General features: G+C 33.4%; 11 protein-coding genes. 6 read left to right on the top strand and 5 right to left on the bottom strand.

Going from position 1 to position 18,398, the window contains the following annotated elements; translation table 11 throughout:
* Positions 1 to 19 precede the first annotated feature (19 nt).
* Both Q0910_RS15285 and Q0910_RS15280 read left to right on the top strand, forming a co-directional pair.
* Positions 20 to 592: a sigma-70 family RNA polymerase sigma factor gene (locus Q0910_RS15285; protein WP_299218300.1), complete on the top strand. Its 573-nt coding sequence runs from the start codon at positions 20 to 22 to the stop codon at positions 590 to 592.
* Between the two features lie 13 nt (positions 593 to 605).
* Complete coding sequence (locus Q0910_RS15280) at positions 606 to 1,352, top strand: hypothetical protein (RefSeq protein ID WP_299218298.1); 747 nt, start codon at positions 606 to 608, stop codon at positions 1,350 to 1,352.
* Between the two features lie 157 nt (positions 1,353 to 1,509).
* Here Q0910_RS15280 and Q0910_RS15275 read toward each other — a convergent pair whose 3' ends face one another.
* The 3 genes from Q0910_RS15275 to era all read right to left on the bottom strand — a co-directional run bounded on the left by Q0910_RS15275 (position 1,510) and on the right by era (position 9,271).
* Positions 1,510 to 3,033 (bottom strand): choice-of-anchor I family protein, encoded by a 1,524-nt coding sequence (locus Q0910_RS15275; protein ID WP_299218296.1) that lies wholly within the window; start codon positions 3,031 to 3,033, stop codon positions 1,510 to 1,512.
* Between the two features lie 152 nt (positions 3,034 to 3,185).
* Positions 3,186 to 7,994, bottom strand: coding sequence for a collagen-binding domain-containing protein (locus Q0910_RS15270; RefSeq protein ID WP_299218294.1), 4,809 nt, complete (start codon positions 7,992 to 7,994; stop codon positions 3,186 to 3,188).
* 395 nt (positions 7,995 to 8,389) lie between these two features.
* On the bottom strand, positions 8,390 to 9,271 hold the full coding sequence (gene era, locus Q0910_RS15265) for a GTPase Era (RefSeq protein ID WP_299218292.1): 882 nt from the start codon (positions 9,269 to 9,271) through the stop codon (positions 8,390 to 8,392).
* 239 nt (positions 9,272 to 9,510) lie between these two features.
* On the opposite strand from era, the gene Q0910_RS15260 reads away from it, so the two are divergent.
* On the top strand, positions 9,511 to 11,523 hold the full coding sequence (locus Q0910_RS15260; protein ID WP_299218290.1) for an OmpA family protein: 2,013 nt from the start codon (positions 9,511 to 9,513) through the stop codon (positions 11,521 to 11,523).
* A gap of 9 nt (positions 11,524 to 11,532) precedes the next feature.
* Here Q0910_RS15260 and Q0910_RS15255 read toward each other — a convergent pair whose 3' ends face one another.
* Positions 11,533 to 12,894, bottom strand: coding sequence for an alanine/glycine:cation symporter family protein (locus tag Q0910_RS15255; RefSeq protein ID WP_299218288.1), 1,362 nt, complete (start codon positions 12,892 to 12,894; stop codon positions 11,533 to 11,535).
* A 200-nt stretch (positions 12,895 to 13,094) separates the two neighbouring features.
* Between Q0910_RS15255 and Q0910_RS15250 the strand changes: the two genes are divergently transcribed.
* On the top strand, positions 13,095 to 13,877 hold the full coding sequence (locus Q0910_RS15250) for a hypothetical protein (protein WP_299218286.1): 783 nt from the start codon (positions 13,095 to 13,097) through the stop codon (positions 13,875 to 13,877).
* A gap of 1 nt (position 13,878) precedes the next feature.
* On the opposite strand, the gene Q0910_RS15245 is transcribed toward Q0910_RS15250, so the two are convergent.
* Complete coding sequence (locus tag Q0910_RS15245) at positions 13,879 to 14,343, bottom strand: RNA methyltransferase (RefSeq protein ID WP_299218284.1); 465 nt, start codon at positions 14,341 to 14,343, stop codon at positions 13,879 to 13,881.
* Between the two features lie 166 nt (positions 14,344 to 14,509).
* Between Q0910_RS15245 and Q0910_RS15240 the strand changes: the two genes are divergently transcribed.
* Positions 14,510 to 15,076, top strand: coding sequence for a hypothetical protein (locus tag Q0910_RS15240; protein WP_299218282.1), 567 nt, complete (start codon positions 14,510 to 14,512; stop codon positions 15,074 to 15,076).
* Positions 15,077 to 15,356: 280 nt separating this feature from the next.
* Positions 15,357 to 18,398 (top strand): two-component regulator propeller domain-containing protein, encoded by a 3,042-nt coding sequence (locus tag Q0910_RS15235; protein ID WP_299218280.1) that lies wholly within the window; start codon positions 15,357 to 15,359, stop codon positions 18,396 to 18,398.

Here is an 18,398-nt window from a genome sequence, read left to right as displayed (position 1 = left end):
AGTTATTTAACATTAATCGATGAGTAACAAAATACAAAACGAAATTTTAGCAGGAATTGTTGCAGGAGATCAAACCATTATAAAAGAATGTTACAAAAAGTATTTACCTCAAGTAAAAAGCTTTATTCTTAAGAATTCGGGAAGTGAAAAAGATGCTGAAGATATTTTTCAAGATGCCATGGTTTTTGTTTACGAGAAACTTGAAAGCAATTCCTTACAACTTACTAGCTCATTAGGAACTTACATCTACTCTGTATGCAGAAACATGTGGATGAATGAGTTAAGAAGGAGTAAAAAAGAAATAAAAAACGAAGGTATTCTTTCTATAGTTGCCTCGGATAGCGAGGATATTATTGATGAAATTGAACAAAAAGAAAGAAGTTATGTATATCAGAAGTATTTTTTGAAACTAGGCCCGGCTTGTCAAGAACTACTAATGCTATTTTTTAAAGGTTTATCGATGAAAGATATTGCAAAACAAAGAGACAGCACTGAATCATATGTAAGAAAGAAAAAATTCAATTGTAAAAAGAGGCTAACAGAATTAATCAAGACAGATCCTGTTTTTGAAGAATTGAAAAACAGACACTAAATAAGTTTCAATTATGGAAATGACACAAGAACTATTCGAAACAATAGAAGCATACATTGAAGGTTCATTATCTGAAACGCAATTAGAAAGTTTTGAGGCTCTTATAGAAGCTAATCCTGAGCTTAAGAATGAAATAACAATTCACAAAGAACTTCAAAATGAATTAGCAAGTACAAAAGCAATCGATTTTAGGAGAAAGTTAATAACAGCCAAGGAAGAATTAGCACAAGAAAATAATACGCAAAAGAAAAGATCACTTGTATTATCTTACTGGAAAATTGCAGCATCCATCATATTTATTATTGGGATATCCACCTTTTTTTGGTTCCAAAATAATACTGAACAAGATTTATATGCCATGTATTATACTCCCTATCCTATTGGAGACATTAAACGAGGTGTTGATACTACGGAAAATAAAGTTCTCAAAGACATTTTGTTAAATTATAAAAGTCAGAAATACAGCGAAACTATTATTGACTTGGAAAACTTGATAGCACAAAAACCAAATGACGAAAAGTTAAAACTATGCTTAGGAAATAGTTATCTCAATACCGATCAATTGATAAAAGCCGAAACATTGTTTAAGGCTTTTTCAAGAGAAAGTACAAACCACTTCGATGCTCAATGGTTTTTATCTCTTACTTATTTAAGAATGGATCAAAAAGATAGAATGATTCCGATTCTAAAAGAATTGATTTCTAAAAATACCAGATACAAAAAAAGTGCAATTGCTTTGTTAAATGATTTAGAAGACTAGTACATTATTAAAAAACGAAAAAGCTCAATGGTCAGCGCATCGACCTATTGAACTTTTTCATAATTGATAGTCAGTCAGTGAAATAATTACTTATTCAAAGATAAAAACAATTACAGATATCTTGGTTACTGTAAAACATCAAACTTTTTATGGACGATTACTTAATCTCATAAATTGCTATTGTATTAGAAACCTCATGTGTTATAATCACTAAATCATTTCCTGTTGGACTATCCTCCGCTTTTACTGCTATTAATCCTTCTGGCCCAACATCTGCAGTATCTACCATCCAATCTAAGAATGTTGGACTTGCAGGATTTGAGATATCAAATACCATAGTACCTCCAGTTCTTTCTAATCCAACAAAGAGCAATGTTTTGTCTCCTATTTTTAAAGTTTCTACTGCTTCTGGTTCTGCTCCTTTGTCATCAGATCGATCATCAATTTCACCTTCATCGTTATTAAAAAGCATAGGCTCTAGCTCAAAAGTTTTCTTACCAATTAGATCTCCACTATCATATATAACGCTTCCTGATGTACTCCAGATTGTAAAAGATCTTCCTCCATATGCATAGATTTCATCATAATCTCCATCTCCATCTGTATCCCCATTAGCTGTAGTAGTTTTTAATCTTCCCAGGTTTTCATCTAACTGCAAAGTTGCAGCATCAGGAAATGCGATTGGATCTAAAACCAAATCCTTTACTCTTTCTTCTTCAGAAAACCCGTCATAATCTCTAGCATCTCCTTCATTTGCAGAAATGATATAATCTATGCCGCTAATAGAGACAAATTCTATTGCATCCGGTTGATACATTCCAAACACTGGCCAATTCTTAAAATTTCCAGAAACATCATCTCTATTACTAGCATCTAATTGATTCTGAGGTAATGAATGGTCTTTTAATCCCAGTCCAAGAATGTCTGTAACTACTTTAGTATCTAGATCTACTACAGCTAATCCGTTATTTTCTTGTAATGAAACATAGGCAGTTTTAGAATCATCTGAAATGGCTATATATTCTGGTTCTACATCTTGTGCCAAAGTAGCTCCTTTACCAAAAACTCTAAAATCATTGCCAATAGTTTGACCATTAAAAGCAGTAAATCCAGCATTAGTTGTTTGTCCAGAAGCTACTTCTATAATAGTAACAGATCCTTCTGGGTCATTTTCATACAAATCATCCGGTTCACCTTCATTAGCAGCTAAGATGAATTTACCATCTGGGCTAAAAGTTACCATATCAGGTAGCGCTCCAGCATCATATGTATTTAATAAAGATTGAGTATCAGAATTATAAGTAGCTATAGTTCCGTTAGCCTGCTTATTGGCTGCGTTTTCCAAAGCAACAGCAACTACTCCATTAGAAACAGCTACACTATTTGGCACTCCATTCACTGTTATATTAGTACCTGGTATTGGAGTTGCCGGATTAGATAAATCCCAAACTGATATTTCGGTATCATTAGGATTCACAATAAACAACTTATTGGTAATGGGATCGAATGCCGAAATCTCCGCAAATCCCTCTTCACCCATACCATTACTGAAGGTTCCAATTTTTTTAAAAGTTAAATCAGCTATATCGATAGGATCTATGACATTATCGTCATCAGAATTACAAGAAATAAACATGCTTACTACAGCAAGAACTACAACAGTTTTATTAAAGATTTTCATTATTAATTTGATTTGAATTAGCTATCAAAAATCAATAATGAGTATATCCTTAATGTTACGAAAAGAATAAATTATAAATAATTTATATTTTCATAAAAAAACTGCCTGAAAAAAATTCCAGGCAGTTTTAAAAATATTATTTTGAATGTTTACTATTTTATAATAATCTTTTTGTATTCAGTACCTTCTTCTTTATTTATTTTTACCAAATACATTCCAGAAGGTATTGATCCAACCATATCAAAAGTTAGAGATGTTTTACCTTTTTGAATTACATTTTTAGCTGTCGGAATTATGGTAGCCCCAGACATACTATAAAAGGACACATACACATTTTGATCTTTCTTAGACATTACATCCACAGTAAGTGTCTCTCCTGATTTTAACACAGTAGGATACACACTTGTTGCAATTATACTCTCATCACAATTATCTACAAAAACAGTTACCTGATCTGTAGCACTGCAGTCTCCAATAGTTACTGTTAGTGTGTAATCTGTTGTAACTGCCGGAGAAACAATAATAATTCTCGTAGTCTCACCAGTAGACCATAAATAACTATCTCCTAAAGAAGCCGTTAATGTTGCTTCTTCTCCAAATCCTTCGCACAAAAACTTATCTCTTCCTGCATTTACTTCTACTATAGTTACATTTACTTTCACCTCATCCATTGCTTCACAATCTCCACTTGTTACAATAACTGTATATGTAGTAGTGTTTCCTGGAGAAACCGTAATACTAGCAGTAGTTTCTCCTGTGGACCACAAAATATCTCCTTCACCTTGAACGGTAAGTACTACCTCTTCACCATAGCATATTTCCTGATCTTCCCCTGCATCTGCAGTAAGGGTACAACCTTCTACAAAAACAGTAACATCATCAACAGCTGAACAACCATTTAAAGATACTGTAACACTATATGTTGTTGTTTCTTCTGGAGAAACAACAATAGTTGCTGTAGTCTCACCTGTAGACCATAAATATGTATCACCACCTATTGCAGTAAGGGTAGTAGTTTCTCCTATAGCTATAGTCTGATCTTCTCCTGCATCTGCAGTTGCAGAACCTACTACAATAGTTACCTCGTCAGTAGCTTCACAACTACCATTAGAAACTGTAACACTATAAGTAGTAGTTTCTTGTGGAGAAACTACTATACTAGCTGTTGTTGCTCCAGTTGACCATACTACATCTCCATCTCCAACAACTGTAAGTGTCGCTGTATCTCCAGCACAAATATTCTGATCATCTCCAGCATTAGCGGTTGCAGAACTTACTACAACAGCTACCTCGTCAGTAGCTTCACAACTACCGTTAGAAACTATAACACTATAAGTTGTAGTTTCTTGCGGAGAAACTTCGATACTAGCTGTTGTTGCTCCAGTTGACCATACTATATCTCCATCTCCAACAACTGTAAGTGTCGCTGTATCTCCAGCACAAATATCCTGATCATCTCCAGCATCTGCGGTTGCGGAATCTACAGTTACTGTTACTTCATCTTCACCCACACAATCTGTACAGCCGGTTACGGTAACCGTATACGTTGTACCTTCTTCTGGTGACACAGTAATACTTTGAGTAGTTTCTCCTGTGGACCATAAATAATTTGCTTCTCCTGCTCCAGTTGTAATACAATCACCAAAATTAATGTTGATATCTCCATAAGCGAAATAACCATCAACTACATCAATCCATCCTGAAGCACCATTTTTACCTTCTTCAGTTTCGAAAACATTAGCCCCATTTCCAACCTGAAATGCTTCTCCTCTTCTTGTAATAGTAATCACTTCTGAACCATCTGTTTTAGTAATCGTACCGTTCATTTCAGGATAATACGCCCAACCAGTTGCATCTTCATTATTACACTCGTGCTCTTTAGGACTATTCGTCGGTACTATAGTAGTTCTACCCGAATATGTCACATCCAACTCATATGTTTCTTGAGTTACTGTATAATCTAAAACAGTACCTGTTAACGTTGCAGTTCCATCTTCATTTTCTTTCCAAACCAAATCAACATTAGAGTACCATCTTTTATCACTTCTATCTGCATTTGTCATCCAAATAACAAAGTCATGATTTCCTGCACAATAATCTGTACCAGTGATAGTGTATTCTGTACAATCCGTACAATTTTCTATACCACTAGCCTGTGCTGTAAGAGTTACTTCTTCGCCTAAACAGATTTCCTGATCTTCTCCTGCGTCCACTATTACAGGGTCATTTACAACAACCGTTACAGAATCAGAAGCCTCACAACTACCACTAGTTGCAGTAACTGTATATGTTGTTGTTTCTGTTGGTGTAACAGTAATAGTTTCTATAGTTTCACCCGTTGACCATAAGAACGTTCCTTCTCCTGTGGCTGATAAAGTAATTGTTTCTCCTAAACAAACATTTTGATCATCACCAGCATCAACGGCAGCAGATTTAACCAATACCATTACTTCATCTGTACCTGAACATCCATTGCAATTTGTTACAGTTACAGAATACAAAGTATCTTCATCTGGTGATACAGTAATGCTTTCTGTAGTTTCTCCTGTAGACCATAGGAAAGAAGTATTATTCGTCTCTGAAGTTATACAATCTCCTAAGTTAAAATTAAAATCTCCTACAGAATATTCGCTATCAGTTGTATCGAACCATCCACAAGCTCCAAACTTTCCTGGTTCTGTTTCTGTAACATTAGCACCATTACCCATTTGAAATGCAGGACCTCTTCTTGTTAAACTTGTAGACCAAGATCCATCAGCACTGGTAATTGTACCTGTAAATTCTGTATAATACTCCCACCCTGATTCATCCTCATTATTACATTCATGTTCCTTAGGACTATTAGTAGGTGTATTTGTTGTTTTTCCTGTAAAAACTGCATCTATTTCGTAGTTTGATTGTGTATTTGTATAATCAAACACGGTACCTTTTAGCGTAGCAGTACCATCAGCAAGTTCATTCCACTCCAAATCAACGTTAGAAAAGAATCTTCCACCTTTTAACCACAATACATAATTCTCATCTCCTCTACAAAAATCTGTATTCTGAATACCATACTCGATACAACTCTCACAACTTTCATTACCGCTAGTTGTAGCAGTTAAAGTCACCTCATCACCTAAACATATTTCCTGATCTTCACCAGCATTTACCTGAGGCGCATCGTTTATCACTACTTCAACAGCGTCTGAAGCTTCGCAATTTTCACAATCTTTTACTGTTACGGTATATGTTCCTCCCTGATTTACTGTAATTGATGGAGTAGTTTCTCCTGTTGACCATAAATAACTAACAGCTGTAGTTGAGGTAGTAACACAATCTCCAAGATTAAAGTTAAAATCTCCTCTATTATATTGACCATCGGTAGTATTGAACCACCCACATGCTCCATATTTTCCTAATTCTGTCTCGGTTACATTAGCCCCGTTTCCTAACTGAAAAGCAGGTCCTCTTCTTGATAAATCAATCGACCAGGATCCATCTGTACTTGTTACTGTTCCTGTTAACCCTGTATAATAAATCCATGCTGATTCATCTTCAGTATTGCATTCATGTCCTTTAGGACTATTTGCAGGTGCAGTACTTGTTCTTCCAGAATATATAGCATTTACTTCATATGTCGTTTGGGTTAATGTATGATCAAAAATCGTCCCGGTTAATGTAGCCGTACCATCTGCTAATTCATTCCACTCTAAATCTACATTGGAAAACCATCGTGGATTATCTCCATCTGTTAACCACATTACATAGTCTTGATCTCTTTTGCAGTTATTAGTGTTTTCTACACCGTATTCTCCAGTGCAATCAACACACTCAGATTCCCCAGATATAGTAGCTGTAAGTGTTACTTCTCCTTCTCCACAAAACTCTGCATCTTCTCCCGCATCAACTGTTAGTTGACAACCTATTTCATCATCAGTACAAGAATCAAATACGTGTTGATGCAATTCTCCTTGAATATGATCATAATTAGCCGCAATTACTTGTCCATTAATGTTTCCAGAAGAATCCTTAATAACATCTGACTTAGGAGCTAATACACTTCCGATAATTGTTGATCCTCCTTTTAATGTTAGACTGGAATTATTATAAAAATTCCAAATAATAAATGTGCCTTGTTGATCCCCAATTCCTGTAAGGTTTAATATATTCCATTCGAAATCACCCGATGCATCAACATTAATAATTAATGGTGTATCCTGATTAGGAGTATTCTCAAAAGTTAAATAAGGAAGGTTTTGCAACTCGGTTCCTGTAATATTTAAAACATTAATAATATTCTGAGTGAGCAAAATTTTATTATCGCTACCTACCGTTACATTAGGTTGCATATTACTATAAGAAATTGACTTTGCTTCAAATAATGCGAAAGCCGCTTCGAAATCAATCAAATTAGCTTGACCAACTGAATTTTGAGCCTGTTTTCTTTGTACTTGCACTCTAGGCTTTGATTCATAATTTCCAGAAGTTACTCGGGTATTTACTGAGGCATTATTATAATCAACATCAAAAACTGATGAGCCATCCAAATCACCTACTTTCACATACCCTTGATTAAGATGTATTCCTTCTCCAGAATTATAAATCACTTTTCCGTTTACAACTAATGATGATGCTTGATCATCTCCATTGAAAAAGTTAGAACCTGCCGTTTGAGCAGCTAATGTAATAATTCCGTCAATAATTAGATCCCCTCCTAGTGCAATAGGACCTTCGGTATCTCCACCGTGAACTGTGGTATTGTATCTAACAAATGCATTATATCCTAATGCTTCTGATAAGGGGTTATTACATACTGATGCTGTTGAGTAAGATGCTACATTACTTTTATCATCAATATTTTTAAATCCAGATGTCATTATAAAAATGACGATCATAGTTAAGCCAAATAAAGACGAAACAATTGGAGTTGCTCCGATTTTATTGCTCAACAAGTTAAGCTTGTTAGTAGTTTTCGACATTGTGTAGTTGTTTTTTTCGTTTGAATTTCAAAAATTCAGTCTGGTTAATTTATTCTGGGTTTTACTTAAATAAATACAAGGGATGCCAAAAAACGTAGCAGTCCTTGACTGTACGAATAAAGTAATCTTTTGTAAAATATTTGATTTTTAAAGTTAAGCCGTTACTTAAAAAACGTGTGAAGATAGCGTAATGTTTATATCATATTTTAGGGCGTTTTAAATATGTTAATAATGCTAAATTAGAGGATTCACTTCAAAAAAGCATCAAAAAAAGGCGCAAAAACGTTCAAATGCAGCATTTTATCTTCGAAATACAGTTTTACCGTAAACAATAAAATTGAAACACTTACAAAAATCTTACAAGCCTATTAATTTAAAATATTTTAATCCTAAAATCAGCGATTGTAACCAAAGCGTTTTAATTGGCGTTCATTATTACGCCAATTTTTATTAACTTTTACATACAACTCGATATGAATTTGTTTTCCAAAAAACTTCTCTAATTCTTTTCGAGCCTCTACTCCAACTCTCTTAAGCGCAGTACCTTTGTGACCTATGACAATTCCTTTCTGAGAATCGCGCTCTACCATAATAACCGATCTTATTCTTATAATTTTCTCATCTTCAAAAAATTCTTCGGTTTCAACCTCTACAGAATATGGAATTTCTTTTTTGTAATGCATTAAGATTTTTTCGCGAATAGCTTCGTTTACAAAAAAACGTTCTGGCTTATCTGTTAGCTGATCTTTCGGGTAAAAAGGTGGTGAATCAGGTAATAATTCAATGATTCTTCCAAATACTTCTTTAACGTTGAAGTTCTCTAAGGCTGAGATTGGATATAATTCTGCGTTCGGAACTTTTTCTGCCCAAAATTGTACTTGCTCCTCTAATTGCTCCTGATTAGATTGATCAATCTTGTTTAACAATAAAAATACTGGAATCTTTGCATTGGTGATTTTATTAAAAAATGCTTCATCTTTCAATTCTTTTTCTCCTATTTCTACCATATAAATAAGAACATCCGCATCTTCGAAAGCAGATTTCACAAACCCCATCATAGATTCTTGTAGCTCATATGCTGGTTTAATAATCCCTGGAGTGTCTGATAGAATCACCTGAAAGTCTTCACCATTCACAATACCAAGAATTCGATGCCTTGTGGTCTGCGCCTTAGAAGTAATAATAGATAACCTTTCTCCAACAAAAGCATTCATTAAAGTGGATTTTCCGACATTAGGATTTCCTATAATATTTACAAAACCAGCTTTATGACTCATACATAATATTTTGGTGCAAAGTTAATTGATTATTCTACAAGTTTATCCAATCTTACAAAGGATTATTTATCATGATATCTATTATTTTATAGATAGGATAATCTCATAGTGGTACACAGAGAAAGTAAAAAAACAATATAGAGAATAAACCTTTTGTTAATTTTTCGTAAATTTAATTCCAGTACGTTTTCAAAACCCCACGAAAACAAATAATTTATTTTAAAAATACTGGGATCATTTTGGGAAACTATTCAATCTTTTTTTTACCTTATTGGAAAACATATTGCAATATACATGTATGTGTATCAGCGATAGCATTACTATTGTTCTCATATCCTAGTTTTGGACAAGATAGAAATAAGCAACTTGCTAAAGCCGATCAAAGTTTTGAAGCATTGGCATATATTAATGCGCGTGATATCTACCTGGATGTCGCTAACCAAGGGTATTCCTCTTATGACCTATATAGGAAACTTGCTGACTCCTATTATTTCACAGGAGAACTAGAAGAATCTATCCAGTGGTATGAAAAATTAATTTCGAACTTTTCTGAAGAAATAAAACCCGAGTACCTATTTAGATATGCACAAAGTTTAAAAAGTGCAGAGCGATATAATGATGCTGATGCTGTTATGGAAAGATTTAACGCTGTTACCGGAAACGATAAACGAGCAAAATCTTTTATTAATAAACGAGATTATCTGGATTTTATAGAAATGCAATCAGGGAAATATGATTTATACAAATTAACAATAAACTCTGAATATTCTGATTACGCACCAAGTTTTGATCATAAAGGTCAAATTGTATTTGCTTCTTCTCGAAGCAAGAATTCTAAAGTTCATGAATGGAATCAAATGCCTTTTTTAGATCTTTTCTCTTCTACTATCAAAGAAGATAATATATCTACAGAGGAGCCAAAAAAACTAAAGGGTAAAATAAACACTAAGTTTCATGAATCTTCTACTAGTTTTACTAAAGATGGAAATACAGTATATTTCACCAGAAATAACTTTACCAATAACAAACTCGGAAAGAATAGAAAAGGTGTGGTTTTATTAAAACTATATAAAGCTACGCTAACCAACCAAAGGTGGACCAATATTACAGAATTATCTTTTAATAGCGATAATTATTCTATTTCTCATCCTGCCTTAAGTCCAGATGGCAAGCAATTATATTTTGCCAGTGATATGAGGGGAACAAGAGGCAAGTCTGATTTATTTGTTGTTGACATCCTACCCGGAGGAAAATACGGAAAGCCAAAAAACTTAGGTGATGACATTAATACAGAAGGCCGAGAGACTTTTCCTTACATAAGCGATAGTGGTCGATTGTATTTTGCCAGTGATGGACACGTTGGACTAGGCGGATTAGATGTTTTTGTAGCGATCTCCAAAGAAGATGGTAGCTACGAAGTATTCAATGTAGGCAAACCAATAAACAGCCCTAAAGATGATTTCTCTTTTGTACTAAATGAAGAAAACAAAACAGGATATTTTGCCAGTAACAGAAAGGGAGGAAAAGGAAACGATGATATCTATAGCTTTAGACAAACGTCTGCATTAATTACCTCTTGCAAAGAATACCTAGAAGGTGTTATTACGGATAGTGAAACTAACGAGCCTTTAGCTAATGTTGATGTCTCATTAATAGATATGGATGGAAACATCGTAAACAACATAAAGTCTGACTATGATGGAAGTTATATTTTTGAAGTAGATTGTGACGAACAATATATCATCAGAGCTTCTATTGAAGGATTTAATCCTAATGACATTATCTTTAGATCAAAGACCTCTTATGAAACCACTAACAAGGTTCCCATAGAATTTAAGAGAGAAAAATTACTTTCTACTACCTCAGAACCTGTTAATATTGGAGATGATATTGTGGCTCCATTACAATTAAGAACCATCTTTTTTGATCTGGATACTGATGAGATCAGACCTGATGCAGAAGCTGATTTACAGAAGGTCATAGCCGTTATGAAACAAAACCCTAACCTAAAAATTGAGGTTCGTTCTCATACAGATAGTAGATCTAGTTATTGGTATAACAAAAGGCTTAGTGTAAAACGTATGCGAGCCACCGTTCGTTATATTATTCGCAATGGTGGAATTAATTGGAGGCGAATAAGAGGAAAAGCCTATGGAGAGCGACAACTTATTAATAAATGTGCTAATGGTATTCCTTGTACAGAAGAGGAACATCAAGAAAATAGAAGAAGTGAATTTATTGTTAGAAAATAATGATATCCGTTAAGCATTATCACTAGCACTAATTTTAAGTTTTTCAAAATAACTTTTTGCACGAACATTTACTTTTTTAGCTAGTAACAATCCAGAAATAACTGTAGGAATTGCCATTAAGGCAAATGCACTATCAATTAAATTAATTGCAAAGTCTATCTTGACCACCGCTGCGACTATTATAGATATTATATAAATGTAATTGTAATACTTTCCATATTTTGGTTTGGTTAAAAACCCTAAACAGGTTACTCCATAATAAGAGTAAGAAAACAAGGTAGAAAAAGCAAAGACAAGCACCATAATTATTACAACACCATCTCCTATTCCATATGGCAAAACCGAATTAAATGCCTGTAATGTCAACGAAATCCCATTATCATCAGAATGTTGCCATACTCCTGTGGATAAAATTGCCAACGCAGTTAACGTACAGACCAGCAATGTATCAATTGCTGGACCAATCATAGCCACCAAACCTTCTCGAATGGGTTCATTCGTTTTGGCTGTCCCGTGCATCATCGGAGCAGTACCAATTCCAGCCTCGTTAGAAAAAGCAGCCCGTTTTACACCAGTTTTAATTAAATGACCTAAAGCGCCACCTGCTACAGCTTCGCCAGAGAAAGCATCAGAAAAAATCAAGACAAACATCTCGGGTACTTTATCAATTTGTAATATCAGAATAGCAAACACAGTGATAAAGTATAAAACTACCATAACAGGCACTAGTCTGCTTGCTACTAAACCGATTCTTTTAATTCCCCCAAGAATTACAAAAGATGCAATACCTGCAAGGACAAGACCTATATAGAGTTTATCGCTATTGTTCCAATCTAATACATCCACTAATGTTTGTGTAAGCTGATTTGCTGTAAATGCAGGTAATGTCCCTACCAATCCTGCTAATGCAAAGAAAACTGCTAATGGTTTCCAACGTTTTCCCAATCCTTCTGTTATTACATACATAGGACCACTAAGTGTAGTTCCTTCTTCACTTTTGGATCTATACATAACCGCTAGCGTACATGTATAAAATTTAGTAGCCATTCCGATCAATGCACTGATCCACATCCAGAAAATAGCTCCCGGACCACCCATAACCAATGCAATTGCTACTCCGCTAATATTCCCCATCCCTACGGTTGCAGCAATTGCCGATGATAATGCCTGAAAATGACTTAATTGTCCTGGAGCATTTTCATTATCATATTTTCCTCTAAGAATATCAATAGCATGTCTGAAGTATAAAAAAGGTGTAAAACGAGAATATATCAGAAAAAATAGTCCTCCACCGATCAAAAGGATTAGTAAAGGCCAATCCCATATCCAAGAACTGAATAATTTAATACTGGCTTCTATTTTTTCAAACATAGGATGATACTATTCAATAAATGTAGTAACAAAAATTGACAAAAATTGACAATCAAAAAGTATATAATCATAAACTAGCTATTTCTAGTACCTTAAATTTTTATTTCACTGTATTCAGTGATGACCAAATTCCTTATAATACGTTCATTTGCATCGAAAAATAATCTATAGTAAAAAATTAAATAGGCTGTTTTGTTTACATGAAAAATATATATTTTATTTTACTTATTAGTTCGGTCTCCATTTCCACTTATTCTCAATCATCAGAAATAATTGGACAATGGGAAACTATAAAAACAATAGATCCTGAAAACAACGTATTTAAAGGAAGAGTGTGGTTTCATTTATCTTCTGAAGGATATATAAAGATTGGGTTTTTGGGAAATGAAAAAGCTTTTGAAAAACGCTGTTGGAATTTGGACTCTAAAAACAATATCTTATCCTTTGATCAGGGAACAGATTTAGAAATTGAAAATCAATTATCTGATGATATTATTTTAAAGGACAAATATGGTTATAGAATATATTTAAAAAGAGTAAAAAGCCTTTCAAAAAAAATAGAACTAAGAAAAGATAATGTGGATACGATTATTATTAATAAAAAAAGTTTTGGAAATTACCCTGCTGTTGCATTAGATTTATCAAACAATAAAGATACAATTGATTTTAAAAAAAAACTGCAATTTGACCGTGATACACCTGGATTATTTATTGAACCTAGAGACCCCGAAATTAGTATATTAAGAAGAAAAGACGGTAGTTTTACTGGGAATTTATGGATCTTTGATAATGATTTAGATATTGTAGATTATAATCTATTAAATGATACTCCTTTCACAGAAACATACATAACAAAAAATGATATAAAAAAAGGTACAATATTCGTAGTTAAAACAAATGATAATTTACTTTTCAAGTTCAAAATAGCAGCTATTAATTATGAGGAAGAACAAATTATATTAAATTATGTGAAATTAAATTAAATCACCTTATAAATCTTGGTTTGTTTATGCCTCTATCATACATCACGATACTGCCGGCTACGGCCACATTAACACTTAACTCTGATGTAAACTTAATTAAGAAATGTGATTTTTCTATAGCAGTCTTAGACAACCCATGATCTTCTGCCCCTAATAAATATACACAACGCTTTGGGTGATTAAAGGTTTCTAGTGGAACCGCTTTTTCTGTTAATTCTACACCTACCAGCATTGCTCCTTTAGGAAGATGATCATAAAAATCCTGAAAAGTATCATAATGAAAATAAGGCATTGATTTTACGGCATTATGTGTATCACAGGCTTGTTTAGCATAGCGATTACCTATCGTAAATATATAGCTTGCTCCCATATTCTGAGCGGTTCTCCACAGAACCCCTAAATTCTCCGGTGTTTTTCCATTTTGAATACCAATACCAAAAAACTCATTTTCAAAATTATCAATCATACTACAAAAATATAAACTGCATGATCTAATCACAATTAAAATTTTATTGAAAACTAATAAAGGTTACGAATTCTAAATTGATAGCAACGAATTCTAAAACCTAAACTTCGTAACTAGATTAAGTACATAAATTCGTACAAAATAATCAACCTCAAAATATACTGTTATGAAAAGGATCATTGTTTTTTTCATCCTAATTTTAGGATTTCAGTTTATGAAAGCACAAAGTTTTCAGAAAACGGGAAAGTACGCAGCAGTTACTGAAATTAAAGAGAATGGATCAGAACAACCAACTTGCATTGTTAATCTGGTTCGTTTGGGGGGAATTTCGGAAAACTTAACTACTTTCACTATCAATGATATTGAGCTTTTTGAGGACATCTTTATCACCACCTTAGAGAATCCTGGTCTGGAAGGGGTCTCTGAGGTGATTAAGATGGAAGTAGAATATTTATCATGTTGTGCCCAGGTAGAATCCTACTATTTTATGGTTACTAATGATGATAAACTTGTTTCACTACCACAATTAACTAATGTTTATTGTGAAAACTCAGACACCAATTCTCAATATACATTTCCTAGCCAAGAATATGGAATAAAAGGTAATATATTAGAAACGGAAACTTTATATAACGAAAAATTAGAAACAAAATACGTAAATCTAAAACTAAGTTTAACCTGGAATGACAACAAAGTTAATACTCCAAAGAATACAGCAATTACCAGCTACTAATATCTTAAGTAGAGAGAAATATACTATTTATTACTCTATTATTTTATTATACTGCATTGTGCTATTTTTTTTCACCATTCTATTAAGTTTTAAGATTTTCTATTGAGATATAAAACCAATGTATACAGCAGGCGCGTCCAATTATTTCCAATTGTTTTTCCCAAAAAAACTGCCTGCTTGTATACGGTTTTAAAAAACACATCTTTTTATCTAAGTATTTAATGGGTTTACAAAACAAAAAAATCAGTTTGATTATATTTGTTATCAAACATTAGTTTTTATGAGCCCCAATTACTTTTCTTATTCACTCCTTATTTTTGTTATATGGATAAACTCTATCTATTCATTATCCGCGCAGAATAATGGCCTAAGAGCATATACATTAGAAGACGGGCTTCCTCAATCACAAGTATATGACATCATACAGGACGATATTGGTTATTTATGGCTCGGAACTCGAGGTGGAGGTCTAAGCAGGTTCAATGGAGAAGAGTTTAAAACATGGAATGAAGATGATGGACTATTATCTAACTATATTCATTCTTTGAACTTTGCCAATGATAGTCTATTTATTGGAACTAGAAGAGGACTTTCTATTAAAACAAAAAAACAATTCCTCAATTTTGAAGGGTTACAGATTAATAAAATATTTAGAATCCATAATAAAATCTATCTTGCTACTAACGTTGGGATTCACATATATACTCCAACTTCTGGATTAAAAAAAATACAATTAGATCCCAAAATCAATACTAGTATTGTAAATGATATTGTATTTGATGGCAAACTATTCTGGGTTGCTACTAACAAAGGACTCTGGAAACTAAACAAAATTGATAAAAATGCCAGTATTATGGTAAGACATAGTGCTTATAATTTTACCACTGCACTATATCACAAAACAAAAGTATTTGCTGCTGCCATAAATCAAGGTGTCTTAGTTTTAAACACTAACGCAAAAAGCTATGGAAATAAGTGGATACAGGAGCCATTGAGCGTCAATGATATTTCTATTCTAGATACAGAATTATGGTTTTCGACAAATAATGCTGGAATCACCGTATTAGACGCTACTAATTATAGGTTGAAGAAAAAAATAAATCGTAAAAATGGCCTCGCAGTCTCTAATATTAGAAAAAGTATTATAGACCGTCAATCCAACATATGGATTGCTACATCAGGAGGAGGATTTTATAAGTATTCTCAAAACAATTTTACACACTATAATCAAGATACCGGATTAAAGGGAAATCGAGTATACGCAGTTCACACACTAAATGATGAAATTTGGGCTTCTAATTCGGAGTCAGGACTTATAAGAATAGATAGTACAGGAATACATCAAATCAAACAAGATAAAAGACTGTCTGATATAAAAATCAAAAGTATTACTAGTGATAACAGAGGAAATATCTGGGCAGGTACAGAAGGAAAAGGTATTTTGTTGAAAGAAATTAAGTTTAAAGATAGTATCATAGTTACTAATAAGAGTTCTAAAAACCCTACAAAGGACACGCTTACTAAAAAAGTAATTAAGAACTATATCATCGACAAAAAACGTGGGCTATCGGCTAACTGGGTGAGATCGATACATATCTCTAATGATACAGTTTGGGCAGCTACATATTCTTCTGGAATTACAAGATTTATATATGATTATAAAAAACACAAAGTAAGATCTATACGAAGGTTCTCCAAGAAACGAGGAATAAAGGATCTGGAAATCAAACATATGGCTTCTGACGGGAAAGGCAAAATATGGTATTCTACAGAAAATGGAAGCATTGGGTTTATTAAAAAGAATAAAGTCACACATCATCGCAATGTCCTTGATCAAAAAATCGCAATTAATTCTTTCGTTTTTAAAGATAATAAACTGTACCTCGGAACTGCGGGACAAGGAATATGGTGGAGCAGTTTGGAAGAAGACCTTTCTTTTAAAAAATTAAACGGGGAAAAGGATTTATATTCTAATAACATTTATCAAATGATTTTTGATAATGAAGAGAATCTATGGGTTGGAACCGAACGTGGAGTGGATCGCATAGAGATTAATCTTCTCAACCAAATCAAAGATGTTCTTCATTTTGGAAGAAATGATGGTTTTTTAGGAATCGAAACCTGTCTTAACGCAATTACAAAAGATACAGAGGGTAACTTATGGTTTGGTGCCATTTATGGATTAACTAAATATGAACCAGGAGAAATTGGCAAAGCTACCGTTAAACCTGAGGTACACTTCGAAAATGTAGAAATAGCTTACCAGACACTGGATTCTATAAATCCGGATATATGGGCTAAAAATGATAACGTATTACAATTATCTCCAGAACAAACTGAATTATCCTTTAGCTATAAAACTATTGATTTAGATCATCCTAACGATATAGAATATCGCTATAAATTGAATAATACCGCCTGGAGTCCTTGGTCATCAGAAAAAAAGCAAAACCTGGCAGGTTTGGCTTATGGAGCACATTCATTTTCTGCTCAATCTAGAAATTATCGATGGGAAGAAAGCCAACCTATTACTTTCAAAATATTTATTGATAGTCCTATCTACAATAAAATATGGTTTCAGCTCACAATGCTCGGAATTTTACTTTTAGCGCTCACCATCATTACATTATTGTACATAAGAAAAGTTAAATTGAAAAATGATGAAGAACGAGAAAAACTGCAGATGCAAAACCATTTACTTTCTTTAGAACAAAAAGCATTGCGCCTACAAATGAACCCTCATTTTATTTTTAATGTTCTAAATGGCATTAAAGCTATGGGAACCAGCAACCCAACTAAAATGAACAGCACCATTAATACCTTTGCCACACTTCTTAGAGAAACCCTATATAATTCCAGAAAAGATCACATTACACTTGATCAGGAAATGAAGACCCTAAAACACTATATAGAAGTGGAAAAACTAATGGCCAATAAGTCTTTTGAGTATACTATTTCTATAGACTCAGAATTTGATCCAGAAGAAGTTTTGATCCCACCGATGCTTATTCAACCTTTTGTAGAAAATGCAATACGACATGGTATCCTGAAAGGAAACAGAGATGGAAAACTAAAAGTATTTTTTGATACTGATGAAGAATTCTTACATTGTAAGATATTAGATAATGGATTGGGTATTTTTCAATCTCAAAAAGCGAAAACCAAAACTGATCACCAATCCATGGCATTAACGGTAACCAGAGAACGATTAGAATCAATCTCAGGAAAAGATGCGCTACAGATAAAAGAAATTCTAGAAGAAGATGCTACTGTAGCAGGCACCGAAATATCGTTCAGAATACCATTATTAACAGACTATTAA

The sequence above is a fragment of the uncultured Aquimarina sp. genome, assembly GCF_947495315.1.
Taxonomy (GTDB): domain Bacteria; phylum Bacteroidota; class Bacteroidia; order Flavobacteriales; family Flavobacteriaceae; genus Aquimarina.
The sequence above is the reverse complement of the archived record's forward strand: the minus strand, read 5'-3'. Positions and strand labels throughout refer to the sequence as shown.